Below are 15,907 nucleotides of genomic sequence, written 5' to 3'. Positions count from 1 at the left end.
GGAGAATCACCATGCGGCTCACCCTCGCGGTCCTGCTTGCGACGCTTGTCGCCGGCTGCGGCCAGAAGCACGACGACCATAAGGCATCCGGCCCCGCCGACACCAAAGGCGACGGACACAAGCACGACCACGGCGGTCACGACGGCCACCGGCCGGCGATGACCGTGCTTGAGGTCCGGCCGGCTGGGGAGGTCAAGGCCGGTCAGGCGACGGAACTGGAACTCACCATCCCCGGCGGTGCCGGCGGACCGCTTACGGACTACGCCGTCGTTCACGACGCGAAAGTCCACCTGATCTTGATTCGGGAAGGTCTCGACCAGTTCGCCCACCTGCACCTGACGCCCGACCCGGGCAGCGGTGTCATGAAGGTGAAGCACACCTTCCAGGTCGGCGGCACCTACCACCTGTTCGCCGACCACCAACCAGTTGGGAAGGCGGCGGCCACGGCTGTCGCTCAGTTGAAGGTGGTCGGGGATGCCCCTTCTGCCCCGCCGCTCACCCCCGACGCGCCGGGGGTTGTTTCGGGCGACGGCCTGACGGCGAAGGTGGCTCTCGACGGGACAAAGCCCGGACAGGAGGCAACGGTGCGGTTCGAGTTGACTGACCAGTCCGGCCAACCGGTCGCCAACCTGGAGCCGTACATGGGGGCGACGGGCCATCTGGTCGTCGTCAGTGCTGACGCCGCGCGGTACGTCCACGCCCACCCCACCGAGGGGCAAGCCGGGCCAAAGAACGTGGTGGCGTTTGGGGCGATGTTCCCGCAGGCCGGAATTTACAAGGGTTGGGGTCAGTTCAAACGGGGCGGACAGGTGCGGGTAGTGCCGTTCGTGGTCCGGGTGCCCTGAAAGAAACAAACCGCCCGCGCGCTTAGCGGGCGAGGTGAGCCACGGTCGGGCGGACGGCCTCACGCCGGGATGGCGGGGGCCGCGCCCCAAGCCGTCGAGGGGGTGGGAAGCCGCCGGCGAGCGCGCCGCGGTGGCGAGTCGGCCCCCGGCTGGTGTCGGAAGGAGCGTCGTGGCCGCACCCCGGACAGGCCGGGGCTGCGGACGCGGCGGCACGATCGCCCCAAGGAGCTTCACCCATGACGACGAAACGCTTGCTCGGAGTCGCGGCGATGGCCGTGACCGTCCTGGTACTCGGGGGCGTCGGCGCGAGCCGGGCCGACCACCACTCGAAGCACTTCGAGGACTGCGCGAAGGTGTGCGCCGACTGCCAGGTCGAGTGCGAGAAGAACTTCCACCACTGCTTCAAGATGGTGGAGGCCGGGAAGAAGGAACACGCCAAGGCCGCGCACCTGAGCGCGGACTGCGCCGAGTTCTGCACCCTGTCCGCCAAGCTGACCGCCCGCAAGAGCGAGTTGGCGGTGCCGGCCTGCGAGGCGTGCGCGAAGGCGTGTGACGCCTGTGCCGCCGAGTGCGAGAAGTTCAAGGACATGCCGGAGATGAAGGCGTGTGCGGAGGCGTGCAAGAAGTGCGCGGCCTCCTGCCGCGAGATGGTGAAGATGGTCGGCCACGACCACGGGCACGAGAAGAAGTAGAGCCGTCACCGCCGGTGCGAGCCGACAGGCTCGCACCGGCCCTCAGTGACGATTCCGACGGAGGTTCAAGCGATGGATCTGACGCCTCGGACCCGTTCTCGGCTGACCCGACCCGCCGTCCTCGCATCCGGCTGCCTGCTGACCGTGGCCGTGGGGGTGCTCATCGCCCACGAGGGGCACACGCCGTTGCCGTCGAAGGGAGCGGAGGTGGATGTGGCAAAGGGCTTCATCCGCCTGAGCACCGACGCCAGGTCAGCCCTCGACGTGCGCTCGACGGAGATCGGCACGACCCCGCCGTCGGACACCGTGCTGGCCTACGCCACCCTCGTGACCCCGTGGAAGGGGCACGCCTTTGCGGTCAGCCGGTTGCCGGGCCGGATCGTCGCCCTGCACGCCCGGCCGGGCGACCGCGTTGCCGCAGGGCAGGTGCTGGCGGACGTGCAGAGCCAGGAGTTGGAGGCGCTGCGGCTCGATATTCAGAACGCCCGCACCGAAGCCCGTCTTGCCGGCCAGGTGTACCAAGGGGTCAAGGAGTCCGCCGGTGCCGTCCCCGACCGCGACATCCTCGCCGCCGAGGTGGCCCTTGAGCAGGCCAGGAACGCGCTCGATTTGGCCGGGGCGAAGTGGGTGGCCCTCGGCCTGCCGCGCGAGACGCTAGACGCGCTCCTCGCCGGCACGGCCACCCCGACGCCAACGCTGCCGATCCGAAGCCCGGTCGGCGGCACGGTGATCCACGCGGACCTGTCGGTCGGCAAGGTGGTCGAGCCGGGCGAACACCTGTTTGAGGTCATCGACCTCTCGACGGTGTGGGCCAAGGTCGGGGTGCTCGAGAAGGACATCACCCGCGTTGCGGCCGGCCTACCGGTCGAAGTTCGGCTAGCCGCGTACCCCGGCGAGGCGTTTAGGGGTACTGTTTCGGTCGTCGGGCAGTTTCTCGACGCGACCTCGCATTTAAACGACGTGTGGGTCGAATTTCGCAATCCCGCCGGGGCGGAACCCCGGCTGCTGCCGGGCATGTACGGGCAAGCCCGGATCGAGCTTCCCCCGGCCACCGGCACGAAGACGGTGCCGTTTACGGCCCTGGTCAACGACGGGGTGGATCGGTTCGTGCTGGTCGAGGAGGCGAGTGCCTCGGGGGTGTCCGAGTATCGCAAGAAGAGCGTGGTCGTCGTCCGCGAGACGCCGGACGTAGTCGAGGTCCGGTCGCCGGACCTTTTCCCCGGCGACCGGGTGGTGACACAGGGCGGGCACGAACTCGGCACCTTCTTCGCCCCCGGCGTACTACGACTGACACCCGAATCGGCCCGCACCATCGGACTCAAAGTCGAGCCTGCCGCGGCCCATCCGGTTGAGACGGTGGCCGAGGTGCCGGGGGTGGTCGATCTGCCGCCCGACCGCCGCAGCGTGGCTGCCGCCCGAATGCCCGGAGCGATCATGTCGCTCCGCGTGGACCGGGGCCAGCGGGTGAAGGCTGGGGACGTGCTGGCCGAGGTGTTCAGTCTCGAACTGCTAAATCTTCAACTCGACCTGCTCCGCGAACACCTGGCCGCCGACCTCGCCGGCCGGCAACTCGCCCGATTGAAGGAAGCAAAAGACGCCGTCCCCAACCGCCGGCTGGTCGAGACCGAGGCGGCGGCTGTGTCTGCGGCGAACCGCCGGGATAGCACCCGACGGCGGCTCGAACTGGTCGGGCTGGACGCCGGCCGACTCGACGCACTGGTGAAGCGGCGGGAGGTCGCCCCGGCGCTGCCGGTGCGGGCGGCCGCCGCCGGGACCGTTGTCTCGTTTGACCGGGTGATCGGCCAGTCGGTGCGGGCCGACGAAGCTTTGTTCGAGGTCCACGACCTCGGCCGGCCGTGGGTGCAGGGGTTTGTGTCCGAGGAGGAGTTGGCCCGCGTCCGCGTCGGGATGCCCGCCCGCGTCCGATTGGTCGGCGACCCGGGCGTCGTGCTGGACGGCAAGGTGGCCCGCAGCGGGCGGACGTTCGGGGCGACGCACCGGACGCTCTCCATCTGGGTCGAACTCGACCGCGACCCGCCGACTCCGCTCCGGCACAACCAAATGGCCCGCCTCACCCTGGCTGTCGATGCCCCGCCGCCCGTTCTCGCCGTGCCCGTCGCGGCCGTTATCCGCGACGGCACGCGGGCGTTCGTGTTCGTCCGAACCGGCGAGACCTTCGAGCGGCGGGAAGTTGCCCTTGGTAGGACGGACGACCGCTTCGCGGAGGTCACGTCCGGGCTAAAGCCCGGCGAGCCGGTCGCGGTCGCGGCTGCTGAGGAGCTGAACACGGCCTGGGCGTCGGTCAGGTAATGGGAGGAACCGATGCTCGACCGCGTGATTGCCTTCTCGCTTAAGAACCGCTGGTTGGTGCTGCTGGCCGCTGTGGTGCTGGTCGTCGCCGGCACCTACCGACTGCGGCACATGCCGGTGGACGTGTTCCCGGACCTGAACCGGCCGACCGTCACTGTGATGACGGAGGCCCCCGGCTTGGCCCCGGAGGAGGTCGAGGCGCTGGTAACGCGGCCTTTGGAATACCAACTAAACGGGGCGACCGGGGTTCGGCGCGTGCGGTCGGCATCCGGCATCGGGCTGTCCGTCGTCTGGGTCGAGTTCGATTGGGGCACGGACATCTACCAGGACCGGCAGGTCGTCTCCGAGAAGCTGCAACTCGCCCGCGAGCGGCTGCCGGCGGACGCCAACCCGATCCTGGCCCCGATCTCGTCCATCATGGGCGAAGTCATGATCGTCGGCGTCCGCTCGACCGACCCGGGAGCGACGCCCAAACAGAAGCTCGACAAGGCGATGGAGCTGCGAACGCTTGGCGAGTTCACCGTCCGTAACCGCTTGCTGGCCGTCGAGGGCGTGTCCCAGGTCACGGTGATGGGCGGGGTGCTTCGGCAGTACCAGGTCGTCACCTCGCCGGGCCGGCTCGCGGCCCAGGACGTAACCCTGGAGCAACTGACCAAGGCGGCCGAGAACGCCAACGTCATTGCCGGCGGCGGGGTGATGGAGCGGAAGCAGGAGGAACACTTAATCCGCATCAGCGGCCAGAGCCTGACGCCAGACGAGATCGGCGAGACGCCGGTCGTGTGGCGGGACAAGCGGGCGGTCCGCATCCGGGACGTGGCCGACGTGCGCTTTGCCGGCCCGGTCAGGCGGGGCGACGGCGGGGTAAGGATGCGCGGCCCGGACGGCGTCGTCGGCGGGGAGGCCGTCATCCTTGCGATCCAGAAACAGCCGGGGGCGAACACGCTCGAACTGACGCCAAAGATCGAGGCGGCGCTTGACGGGCTTCAGAAGGAGATGCCGCCGGACGTGCGGATCGAGCGGCAGATTTTCCGGCAAGCCGACTTCATCCAGGCGGCCATCGACAACGTGGTCGAGGCTATCCGCGACGGCACCCTCTGGGTGGTGCTGATCCTGTTCCTGTTTCTCGCCAACTTCCGCACCAGCTTCATCACCCTGACGGCGATCCCGCTCTCCGTGCTGGTCACTGCGCTGGTGTTTAACTACCTCGGGATCACCATCAACACGATGACCCTCGGCGGGATCGCGGTCGCCATCGGCGAGCTGGTCGATGACGCGGTAGTGGACATCGAGAACATCTACCGCCGGCTGAAGGAGAACCGGCAGAAGGCCGCCCCCGACCCGCCGCTCAAGGTGATTTACAAGGCGTCGAGCGAAGTCCGAAACTCCATCGTCTACGCCACGCTCATCGTGTGCCTGGTGGTGCTGCCGCTGTTCGTCCTGTCGGGACTGGAAGGGCGGATGTTCGCCCCGCTAGCGCTAGCCTACGTCGTCTCGCTGGTCGCATCCCTGGTCGTGTCGCTGACCGTCACGCCCGCCCTGGCGTCGCTGCTCCTGCCGCGGGCGCGGTTCATGGAGCGGAGGGGCGACCCGCTCCTCTTACGGGGGCTTAAGTGGCTCGACGCAAAACTCATCCGGTGGGCGCTTCGGCACCCCCGGAAAATCTTGGCGGTCGCGGCGCTGCTGGCATTCGGGTCGAAGTTCGTCGTCCTGTGGATGGGGTCTGAGTTCCTGCCGCCGTTTAACGAAGGCACGTTGACGGTGAACGTACAAACCCGGCCGGGCACCAGCCTGGAGGAGAGCAAGCGGGTCGCCGAGCGGGCCGAGGCGCAGTTGTGGGAAGTCCCCGAGGTGGCCGCAGTCGCGCGCCGGACCGGCCGGGCCGAGCAGGACGAGCACGCCGAGGGCGTCAACACGTCCGAACTCGAAGTCCGGCTCATCCCGCACGAGCGGCCCCGGCCGGGCGTCGGCTATGCCCTGCTGAGGGCCGTGCCGGGGCTCCACGGGCGGGGTGTCGAGACGACCGGGCGACCCCACGAGCAGGTTCTCTCCGACATCCGCGAGCGGATCACGAAGCTGCCGAACGTGAACGTCAACGTCGGCCAACCGATCAGCCACCGGCTCGACCACCTGATGAGCGGGGTCCGCGCCCAGGTGGCGGTGAAGGTGTTCGGGGAAGACTTGCGGGAGCTGGTGACGGCCGCCTACGACGTGCAGGACCGGATGAGCAAAATCCCCGGCGTGGTCGATCTCCAGGTCGAGCCGCAGGAGAACATCAAGCAAGTCCGGCTCGAAGTGGACCGGAAGGCGGCGGCTGAGTACGGCGTGGCCCCCGGAGACGTGGCGCGGCTTTTAGAGACGGCGTACAAGGGGCGGGTAGTGTCCACCGTCCTCGACCGGGACCGCTACTTCGATCTGGTCGTCTGGTACGACGAAGCCTCTCGCGCCGACCGGTCGGTGATCGGCCAGACGATCCTCGACACGCCCTCGGGCCGCAAGGTGGCGCTAAGTCAGGTCGCCCGTGTCCTTGACGCGCGAGGGCCGAACACGATCAACCACGAACACGTCCAGAGGCGAGTAGTCGTGGCGTGTAACGTCCAGGGCCGCGACCTCGGGCGGGTGGTCGAGGACATCAAGCGAGAACTCGGTCCGGTTGAAGACAAGCTCCGCACGCTACCTGGGAGCTACCGGGTTGAAGTCGGCGGCCAGTTCGAGGCCCAGCAGCAGGCGAACACGCTCCTGTTCTGGCTGTTCTGGGCGGTGCTCGTCGGGGTGTTTTTGCTGCTGTGGAAGTGCCTTAACTCCTGGGTGGCGGCGGCGATGGTGCTGCTCATCAACATCCCGCTCGCCGCGCTCGGATCGGTGGTAGCCCTGCTCATCCTGAACCGGCCGGACCCAGCGGCCCTCCAAGCCGCCGCGTGGTGGCAGTGGCCGCAGGTGTGGGCGTCGGCCACAACGCTGTCCGTGGCGCACTGGGTCGGGTTCATCACGCTTATCGGGATCGTCAGCCGGAACGGCATCATGATGCTTGCTCACTACATCCACCTGATGAAGGAGGAGGGCGAGCCGTTCGGGGACGCGATGATCGTGCGCGGCACCCTGGAGCGGCTCGCCCCGGTGCTGATGACGGCCCTGACGGCAATCATCGGACTGATCCCGCTAGCGATGGGTGCCGGGCAGACGGGCAAGGAAATCCTGCACCCGCTGGCGGTCGTGGTCATCGGCGGGCTGATCGACGCGACGCTGATGGACCAGATCGTCACTCCGGCAGCGTTCAAGCTGTTCGGCCGGTACGTCTACAAGAAACCCGACTCCCCGGCGGACGGCACCCCGGCGGCGGTTTGGGACGATGCGTGGCTGCGCGAGCCGGCGGCGATGCCGGTCAACCGGCTCGAAGCCGCGCCGTCGCTGCCGGCCGCCGTCGCGTCGCCAGCGTCCGCCGCCGAGCATCCCGTTGAACTCGTGCCTGCGACGCCGCACCCGGCACCCCCCAACGTCAACGGGACGGGAGGACACGGCCCGTGAGTGACGAACGCGAGACGGCGTACCTCCCGGCCCTCCGGTTCCGCCCGCTGACCCGGTTCTACGACGCCGTAATGTCGCGGCTCCTGCGAGAGCGGGCGTTTAAAGCCCGGTTGGTGGGCGATGCGGCCCTGGCCCCCGGCCTGCGTGTGCTCGACGTTGGATGCGGCACCGGCACGCTGACCCTCGCTCTGAAGCGGGCGTGTCTTGCGGCCGAGGTCGTTGGCGTTGACATTGACCCGGACGCATTGGGGTTGGCGGGTGGCAAGGCCCGGAGGGAGGCACTTGCGGTCTCGTTCCGCCGGGGGTCGGCAACCGGCCTGCCATTCCCGGACCGGTCATTTGACCGGGTTTGTTCCAGCCTGTTGCTGCACCACCTGTCGAGGGGGCAAAGGCGGACGGCGCTTGGCGAAATGGGCCGCGTTCTGACCGCAGGCGGTTCGCTGCTCGTAGCCGATTGGGGTAAGCCGCGAGGGGTTATCCCGTGGGTCGGATTCCAGGCCGTCCGGCTGCTCGACGGCTACGCCCTCACCGCCGACCATGCCGCCGGGCGGCTACCGGACATGGTCCGGGAAGCCGGCTTTACCTCCGTCGATGCGGTCGCGGCGTTCGACACGCCGTTTGGCACGGTTCAGATCATTCACGGGTGCCGCGACCCCTGGGCGGGGAACGGAGACAAGCACCCGGCGATGGGAGCAGGCCCGCCCGGTCGGGCGGGCTAAGGTGTTCGCTGTTCGCACGGCCGGTCGGGTGACCCCGGCGGACTTTCGCGGACGAATCGGGCGGCGTCACCGCCGCCGCTTCAGGAGGGATCGGGATGCGTCGAGTTCTCGTGTTGGTGGGAGCGTTCGCCGTGGCGGCGCTCGCGTCGGCGGGCGCTTCGGCGGCCGAGACGAAGGCCGAGCTGAAGAACGTGCATATGTGCTGCGACGGGTGCGCCGAAGAGGTGGCCGCGATCCTCGGCAAGGTCGAGGGTGTTGCCGGCGTCTCAACCGACAAGAAGACCCGGACGGCCACGTTCACCGCAACGGACGCCAAGGCGGCCCAGAAGGCGCTCGACGCCCTGGCCGAGGGGGGCTTCCACGGCGAGCCGGGGAAGGACAAGGGGTACGCCTTCAAGGACGACAGCGGGGTTAAGCCCGGGATGGTCAAGACACTGACCGTGACCGGGTTCCACAACTCGTGCGGCGGGTGCGTGAAGTCACTCCGGGAGGCGGCCAAGGACGTGAAGGGGGTGGCCGGGGTCAGCGCGAAGGCGAAGGTTTCAACCGCGGAAGTGACAGGCGAGTTCGACGCGGCCGAGTTGGTCAAGGCTCTGAACAAGGCCGGCTTCCACGTCAAGGTCGGGGAAAGGAAGTAGCCAGTCGCGTGGGGCTGGGGGCAGCGGTCCCAGCCCCGGTTTTCCCGGGTATCAGTGCCGTCGCACTGTCTAACTTCCTGCTGCCCGTCGGGCGGTCAAGCGTCACGATTGGGGCCTTTCACCGGCGGGCGAATCGGGGGATGATTTGTCATGGCAACCGACCCCGTGTGCGGGATGACCGTCGATCCGGCGAAGGCGCTTAACGCGGAGCGGGACGGCCAGACCTACTACTTTTGTAGTGAGCACTGCCGCCGGACCTTTCTTTCCGGGGCTTCTTCGCCCCCACAGCACGCTCACGCGCGCCACGAGGCGACGACGAGGACAGGCACCCCCGAGAGCACCTCAACCCAGCATGTCGTTTACACCTGCCCGATGCACCCGCAGGTCGAGAAGGTGGGGCCGGGGATGTGCCCGATCTGCGGCATGGCCTTGGAACCGAAGGCCGTCCAGCGCGACACGGGCGACGATCCCGAACTCACCGACATGACCCGAAGGCTCCGGGTCGCCGGTGTCCTGACCGCCCCACTGTTGCTGTTGGCCATGCTCCCGATGCTGGGGGTGCCGGTGGACCGGTGGCTCGGCGGATTCCACCCGTGGCTGCAACTCTTGCTAAGTACGCCGGTGGTGGTGTGGGCCGGCTGGCCGTTCTTCGAGCGGGGCGGTCGGTCGCTCGTCACTCGCAACCTCAATATGTTCACCCTGATCGCCCTCGGCGTCGGGGCCGCTTATCTCTACAGCCTCGTCGCCGTCCTTCTCCCCGATCTGTTCCCGGCCAGCTTCCGGCGTCACGGCCAGGTTGAGGTGTACTTCGAAGCGGCGGCGGTGATCGTCACGCTGGTGCTGCTCGGTCAGGTGCTGGAGTTGCGGGCGAGGAGCCGGACCGGGGCCGCCATTCGGGAACTGTTGTCGCTGGCCCCGCCGACGGCCCGCGTCGTTCGGGATGGCAACGAGCATGAAGTGCCGCTCGAAGAGGTCCGGGTTGGCGACACTCTTCGCGTCCGTCCCGGTGAGAAGGTTCCCGTAGACGGCATACTGACGGAAGGTACGAGTCCGATTGACGAGTCGATGGTGACGGGAGAGCCGCTGCCGGCGGTGAAGGCTGAGGGCGATCGGGTGATCGGGGGCACGGTCAACCAGACCGGGTCGTTCCTGATGGCGGCCGAGAAGGTCGGAGAGGACACGGTGCTGGCCCGAATCGTCGGCATGGTGGCCGACGCTCAGCGGAGCCGAGCTCCGATCCAGAAACTCGTGGACACTGTTTCGGGCTACTTCGTCCCCGCGGTGGTCGCCATCGCCGTCATCACCTTCGTGGCCTGGGCCGTCCTCCGACCGGAGGAGCCTGCGCTTGCCTGGGCCTTTGTCAACGCGGTCGCGGTCCTCATCATCGCCTGCCCGTGTGCTCTCGGCCTCGCTACCCCGATGTCGATCATGGTCGGCGTCGGCCGTGGGGCCAGGGAAGGCATCCTGATTAAGAACGCCGAAGTGCTTGAGAGGCTGGAGAAGGTCGATGCCGTTGTAGTGGATAAGACCGGGACGCTGACGGAGGGACGCCCGAAGCTGACCGAGTGCGTACCCGCTCCGCCGTTTAGCGAGGCTGATGTTCTCCGCCTCGCCGCCGGCGTCGAGCAGCACAGCGAACACCCGCTTGCCCGATCCGTCCTCCAGGGGGCAAGGGAGCGGGGCGTTCTCATCCCGGCCGTGGGTGGGTTCGAGTCCGTGACCGGCGGCGGAGTGCGCGGCACGGTCGAAGGTCGAGCCGTGACGGTCGGCCAGCGGTCGCTTCTGGAAACGCGCGGCGTGCAGAGCCTCGGTGCTCTCGACGACCGAGCCGAGGCGCTTCAGCAGCAGGGCCGCACGGTCATGTTCGTCGCCGTGGACGACCGGCTCGCCGGCATCGTGGCCGTTTCAGACCCGATCAAAGTCTCCACCCCGGAGGCGGTCCGCTCGCTCCATGCTCTTGGTCTCAGGGTCATCATGCTGACCGGCGACAACGAGCGGACGGCCCGGACGGTGGCAGATACGCTCGGGATCACCGAGTTTAGAGCCGGTGTCCGCCCGGAGGACAAGTACGCGCAAGTCAAAGCGTTGCGAGCCGAGGGCCGTCGGGTGGCGATGGCCGGAGACGGGATCAACGACGCTCCGGCACTTGCCGAGGCCGATGTCGGGATAGCGATGGGCACCGGGACGGATGTGGCGATCGAGTCGGCCGGCGTCACGCTCGTCAAAGGCGACCTGCGGGGCATCGTTCGGGCGCTAAACCTCGGCCGCCGGACGATGGGAAACATCCGCCAGAACCTGTTCTTCGCCTTCGTCTACAACGCCCTCGGGGTTCCACTCGCGGCAGGCGTCCTTTACCCGATCTCGGAACACCTCCTGCTGAACCCGATGGTCGCGGCGGCGGCAATGAGCCTGAGTTCCGTCTCGGTTGTGGCTAACGCCTTGCGGCTGCGGGCGGCGAGCCTGTCCTAGCCAAGACTCAGATTCCCTGCTTTTTTCGCTTGACCCCGTACCTAGGTACGGGCCGTAGAGTGCAAGTGTGGAGGCAATGACCATGCGGGCTATCAGCATCGGCCAGTTGGCAAAGGCCGCCGGTGTCGGCGTCGAAACGGTGCGGTTCTACGAGCGCAAAGGGCTGCTCGACGCTCCGGCCCGGAAGGGATCCGGCTACCGGCAATACGACGACGAGGCGGTCGAGCGGTTGCGGTTTATCCGGCAGGCGCAACAGGTCGGGTTCACCCTCAAGGAGATCCAGGATCTGCTTGCCCTCCGGGACGACCCGGACGCCCGCCGGGCGGACGTCCGCGACCGGGCCGCCGGCAAGATCGCCGATATCGACGCTAAGGTCCGCGATCTGTTGGCGATGCGCGAGTCGCTGGTCGGCCTCCTGGAGTCCTGCGAAGGGGACGGCCCGGCCTCGGGGTGCCCGATCATCACGGCATTCGAGGAGCCCAGCCGCCCGGAGCTTACCGGAGTGAGACATGACTACGTTGAAAATGAAAACTAACTTGCGGTGCGGTGCGTGCGTGAAGTCGATCCAGTCACTCTTCGACGCTGAGCCGGGCATCAAGCGGTGGGACGCCGACGTATCCACGCCGGACAAGGTGCTGACGGTCGAGGGAGATGGGGTGTCCGCGGCGCGGGTGGGTGAGCTGCTGCGGCAGAAGGGGTATCAGGTCGTTGGCGAGATTCCGGTCGAGTCCCCGGCCACTGGGACTCCGACCGCCGAGCAGCCGAAGACCAGCTACTACCCGCTCGTGCTGATCCTCCTGTACCTGCTCGGGGCGGTCGGACTATTCGAGGTGGCGGCCGGCGGGTTCGACGGGATGCGGGCCATGCGGCACTTCATGGCCGGGTTCTTCCTGGTGTTCAGCTTCTTCAAGCTGCTCGACGTGCCGACGTTCGCACTGTCCTACAGCAGCTACGACATCCTCGCCCGGCGGTGGCTCGGGTACGGCTACGTCTACCCGTTCCTCGAACTCGCCCTGGGGGCGGCGTACCTGGCCGACTTCCAGCCCCTCTTTACGAACGCGGCGACGCTCGTCGTGATGGGCCTTAGCACGGTCGGGGTGGTCGAGAGCCTACTTGCCCGGCGGCGAATCCGCTGCGCCTGCCTGGGGGCGGTGTTTAACCTCCCGATGAGCTACGTCACACTGGTCGAAGACCTGCTCATGGTCGGCATGGCGGCGGTGATGCTGGCGTTGACGTTCGCCCACGCTTAGCTTTGGGCCTAAGCCGCTGCCACCCGGTAGGGTCGAAGGCTTCCAACCGACCGAAGTCGGAAGGGGAGTTTCACTTGGCGGAAAATGATCTTCGGAGCGGATCGGTCACAGTTGCCGGCGCGACCCTCAGGTACGTCATCGAGGGGGTCGGCCGGCCGGTTCTGGTCATCGGGTCCGCGACCTACTACCGACGAACCTTCTCCCGTCGGCTCGGGCACCGCTGTACGATGGCGTTTACTGACCTGCGTCACTTCGCGCCGTCCGACCCGGCATTCGACCTGAGGCGAATTACTTTCGATACCTACGCGGACGACATCGACCGGGTTCGGGCAGCCCTCGGCTTCGAGCGGTTCGTGATCGCCGGTCACTCGAAGCACGGCAACATCGCGCTTGAGTATGCGAAACGCTTTCCCGGCCGCGTGTCTCACGTTGTCCTGATCGGCTCACCCCCGTGTGGGTTGCAAGAGGTGGTAAAGGCGCGGGCCGACTTCTGGGAGTCACACGCTTCTGAAGCGCGAAAGACCGCTCTTCGGCTCAGGTGGGACGCCCTCTCTCCGGCCTGCCTCGCCGCGCTGTCTCCGGCTGAAGCAGAGATTGCGCGTTACGTCGCCGACGGGCCGAAATACTGGTACGACCCGAACTACGACGCCTCGCCGCTGTGGCAGGGGATGCACATCAACGCGGGCGTTCTCGACAAACTCCACGGCCTGTTTCAGGGTTACGAGTTGTCGTGGAACCTGACCGATCTTCAGTCGCCCGTCCTCGTTGTGACGGGCCACTACGACTTCGCGGTTCCACACGTCCTTTGGGACGAGCAACTGCCCCGGCTTGAAAACGTGACGTATCAGTTATTCGAGCGAAGTGGCCACACCCCTCAGCTTGAAGAACAAGAGCTGTTCGACAACATACTCCTCGGGTGGCTCCAGGACCATCGGCCGTGGCAATGAAGTAGCTCAAGTACCGGCTGCCAGATCGGAGTTATTCGGGCGAGCAACGGACCGCCTCACGCCCCTTCACGGCGTTGATGACGAGCAGCGGCTAATGGGCCTCGAAGGGTGCAAACAGGCGGCACATCCGCTACGACTCAACTTCCCGGGTGCTGGCGGCCGATTGAGTTCCCATGCGGCGCGCGGTTTCCCTACTCCTGTTGGTCGCGGTACTGCTCTCGCAGTGGGTGCAAGCTTTCCGCCGCGAGACGGGCTGTCCGATCTGCGGCCGGCCCCCCGCGCCGCACGTCCACCTGCGGGAAGTGTTCGCCGTTGGAAAGCAGCAGCAAGAGTGCTGCTGCGGACAACGCACCGGCTCGAAGCGTGACGATCAGGTCCGCGCGGGAACTCGGGTGTGTTGTCAAGCAACGCCCACGCTGGCGGAGCAGCCCGGCTCAGGGAGGGGTTGCTGCGAGGATGTTCTGAGACTGCCGCCCGACTCCGGTTTGACGCTCCGATCCGCGGGTGGTGACGGCGCTCGTGACTTCGGGGACTGTGACGCCCTGCGTCCGACGCTGGCACCAAGCCGGCTGTTCGACGGGCTCCGGTCGCCCGTGCTCCATGTCGGCATCCCCAAAGCCCAGCCGGCCCGTCCGCTCCACCTATTGACGCAGACCCTTCTCATTTAGCCGGACCCTCTGGATTTACCCCGCGGCCCGCCCTCCACCCTCGTGGTGCCTCACGGAGCGGGGTGGCTCGGGCCGCGGACCCGGAGCCGATTTCATGCACGGTTATTGGCGTGGTCGTAAGGTCGCCTCCGGCGGTCGCGTTCGGGATCACCTCGCGGAATACGGGAAGGGCGATTATGCGAAGGATTTCCGGCCGACTCGCCGTGCTAGCTCTAGCTCCGCTCTCTGCCCTCGCGGGGTGTGCGACGCCGCGGACCCCGCAAGTGCCCGTGCCACAAGCTGCGGCATCTGCGACGCGGCCGAGAGGGACGGACATCGTGCAGGCCGGCTTCTCCCAACCTCCAAAGGTGGACGAGCCGCCCGACGGACGGCGAGGGAAGCAGGCCGCAACGGAGCCCCTGCCGAACCCGCGGCGAGTGACCGACAACGCAACCGGCTCAGCACAGCGGACGGCACCGATTGCTAGTCTCGGGCTGCCTGAACTGATCAACATGACAGTTGAGCGAAACCCGCGTCTGGCTCAAGTCGGGTGGGCCGTCGAAACCGCGCGGGGGCGGGCGGTCCAGGCTGGGCTGTACCCGAACCCTACCGTGAGCGTGACGGGGGACGAACTCGGGGACCGCTTCGGGCCGGGCGGCATCTGGACTGCCCCGTACGTCCAGCAGGAGATCGTGACCGCCAACAAACTCGGCCTGTCGCGGGCGGCCGCGCTAAAGGAGGTCGATCAGGCGACCCTCACCATGGTCGCCGAGCGGTATCGCCTTTTCACCGACGTCCGCCAGAACTACTTCGAGGTGGCGACCCTTCAACGCCGGGCGGACATCCTGACCGAGCTGGTCCGGCTTGCCGAACAGTCTGTCGCCACGGTGGAGAAGGTGCGGAAGGCGGGCGAGGCGGCCGCACTCGATGTCGTCCAGCTTGAGGTCGATCTGGAGCGCTACCGGGCGGACCTGGAGGCCACCCAACAAACGTTGCCCCCGGCGTTTCGCCGGCTCGCGGCAAGTGTCGGGGTGCCCGACCTGCCGGACACGGCGGTCGTCGGGCTGCCGGACGTAATTCTTCCGGACTACGATCTCGACCGGGTGCGGGCATACGTCGTGGGCATCCATCCCGAACTGCGCTCGGCCCAGGCCGGCGTCGAGCGGGCACAACTGGCTCTGCGTCGCGCGACCGTGGAGCCGATCCCCAACGTCACCGTCGGGGCCGGCTACGTCCGCCAGAACCAGAACCAGTCAAACGACTGGGTGGTCGCGGCGAGTGTACCGGTGCCGCTGTGGAACCGGAACCAGGGGAACGTGCTGGCCGCCCGGGGTCAACTCGGGGAGGCCGTGGCCGATGTCGGCCGGATCCAGAATGACCTCGTGAGCCGCACGGCGACCGCGTTTACCGGGTATGCGGCCGCCCGCCGACGGGCCGAGCGTTACAAGGCCGCGATCATCCCGAAGGCTGAGGAGAGTTACCGGCTCGCCCTCAAGGGGCAGGCCGGCGGGCAGTTGGAGTACCTGAAGGTGCTGCAAGCGCAGCGGGCCGTGGCTGAAGCGAACCTCGAATACGTCCGGGCGCTCGGGGAGATGTGGCGGTCGGCGTCTGAAATCGCCGGGCTTATGTTGGAGGACGTGTGGCCCGTTCAGCCGCCTGCTGCCGAGAAGCGGCCATAAGGCTTCGTCCGGGGGCGTCCTCCCGCCGCCCGGCTGAAGCGGCAAGCGGACACCCCCGGGGTGGTGTTAACCCAGTCCCTTGCAGGTGCAAAACGGGCCGTGATATCTTTGCCGGGTGAGCGAACACCTGGCGACTTCCTTCTTTCGGTTTTGCCTCGTCGGCCTCCTGGCCGTCGCCCGGTTGCTTTG

11 protein-coding genes are annotated in these 15,907 nt (G+C 67.5%); all 11 read left to right on the top strand.

What is annotated here, in order from left to right:
- The first annotated feature begins 11 nt into the window (after positions 1-11).
- The gene (locus tag AC5JJ2_RS20230; RefSeq protein ID WP_495859839.1) at positions 12-845 is read left to right on the top strand and encodes a DUF8832 domain-containing protein; all 834 of its coding nucleotides are present in this window, start codon (positions 12-14) and stop codon (positions 843-845) included.
- A gap of 236 nt (positions 846-1,081) precedes the next feature.
- A complete protein-coding gene (locus AC5JJ2_RS20225) occupies positions 1,082-1,537 on the top strand; it encodes a four-helix bundle copper-binding protein (protein WP_495859838.1) in 456 nt (151 codons plus the stop codon).
- Between the two features lie 72 nt (positions 1,538-1,609).
- Positions 1,610-3,847 (top strand): efflux RND transporter periplasmic adaptor subunit, encoded by a 2,238-nt coding sequence (locus AC5JJ2_RS20220; protein WP_495859837.1) that lies wholly within the window; start codon positions 1,610-1,612, stop codon positions 3,845-3,847.
- A gap of 12 nt (positions 3,848-3,859) precedes the next feature.
- Entirely contained in the window at positions 3,860-7,369 is a 3,510-nt protein-coding gene (locus AC5JJ2_RS20215) for an efflux RND transporter permease subunit (RefSeq protein WP_495859836.1), read from the top strand.
- Entirely contained in the window at positions 7,366-8,088 is a 723-nt protein-coding gene (locus tag AC5JJ2_RS20210; RefSeq protein WP_495859835.1) for a class I SAM-dependent methyltransferase, read from the top strand. Before AC5JJ2_RS20215 ends, AC5JJ2_RS20210 begins: the two co-directional genes overlap by 4 nt.
- Before the next feature lie 95 nt (positions 8,089-8,183).
- Positions 8,184-8,726, top strand: coding sequence for a heavy-metal-associated domain-containing protein (locus tag AC5JJ2_RS20205; protein WP_495859834.1), 543 nt, complete (start codon positions 8,184-8,186; stop codon positions 8,724-8,726).
- 150 nt (positions 8,727-8,876) lie between these two features.
- Positions 8,877-11,195 (top strand): heavy metal translocating P-type ATPase, encoded by a 2,319-nt coding sequence (locus tag AC5JJ2_RS20200; RefSeq protein WP_495859833.1) that lies wholly within the window; start codon positions 8,877-8,879, stop codon positions 11,193-11,195.
- Positions 11,196-11,277: 82 nt separating this feature from the next.
- Complete coding sequence (locus AC5JJ2_RS20195; RefSeq protein ID WP_495859832.1) at positions 11,278-11,730, top strand: heavy metal-responsive transcriptional regulator; 453 nt, start codon at positions 11,278-11,280, stop codon at positions 11,728-11,730.
- On the top strand, positions 11,705-12,445 hold the full coding sequence (locus AC5JJ2_RS20190) for a heavy-metal-associated domain-containing protein (RefSeq protein ID WP_495859831.1): 741 nt from the start codon (positions 11,705-11,707) through the stop codon (positions 12,443-12,445). Before AC5JJ2_RS20195 ends, AC5JJ2_RS20190 begins: the two co-directional genes overlap by 26 nt.
- 74 nt (positions 12,446-12,519) lie before the next feature.
- On the top strand, positions 12,520-13,392 hold the full coding sequence (locus AC5JJ2_RS20185) for an alpha/beta fold hydrolase (protein ID WP_495859830.1): 873 nt from the start codon (positions 12,520-12,522) through the stop codon (positions 13,390-13,392).
- A 1,084-nt stretch (positions 13,393-14,476) separates the two neighbouring features.
- Positions 14,477-15,718, top strand: a complete 1,242-nt coding sequence (locus AC5JJ2_RS20180) for a TolC family protein (protein ID WP_495859829.1) — start codon at positions 14,477-14,479, stop codon at positions 15,716-15,718.
- Positions 15,719-15,907: the final 189 nt, after the last annotated feature.

Source organism: Limnoglobus sp. (assembly GCF_059499385.1).
The sequence above is the reverse complement of the archived record's forward strand: the minus strand, read 5'-3'. Positions and strand labels throughout refer to the sequence as shown.

Bases quoted from the DNA above. Each gene is read 5' to 3' on its own strand.
- AC5JJ2_RS20215 (WP_495859836.1), top strand. From the start codon at position 3,860: ATGCTCGACCGCGTGATTGCCTTCTCGCTTAAGAACCGCTGGTTGGTG.
- AC5JJ2_RS20225 (WP_495859838.1), top strand. From the start codon at position 1,082: ATGACGACGAAACGCTTGCTCGGAGTCGCGGCGATGGCCGTGACCGTC.
- AC5JJ2_RS20200 (WP_495859833.1), top strand. From the start codon at position 8,877: ATGGCAACCGACCCCGTGTGCGGGATGACCGTCGATCCGGCGAAGGCG.
- AC5JJ2_RS20205 (WP_495859834.1), top strand. From the start codon at position 8,184: ATGCGTCGAGTTCTCGTGTTGGTGGGAGCGTTCGCCGTGGCGGCGCTC.
- AC5JJ2_RS20195 (WP_495859832.1), top strand. From the start codon at position 11,278: ATGCGGGCTATCAGCATCGGCCAGTTGGCAAAGGCCGCCGGTGTCGGC.
- AC5JJ2_RS20220 (WP_495859837.1), top strand. From the start codon at position 1,610: ATGGATCTGACGCCTCGGACCCGTTCTCGGCTGACCCGACCCGCCGTC.
- AC5JJ2_RS20230 (WP_495859839.1), top strand. From the start codon at position 12: ATGCGGCTCACCCTCGCGGTCCTGCTTGCGACGCTTGTCGCCGGCTGC.
- AC5JJ2_RS20190 (WP_495859831.1), top strand. From the start codon at position 11,705: ATGACTACGTTGAAAATGAAAACTAACTTGCGGTGCGGTGCGTGCGTG.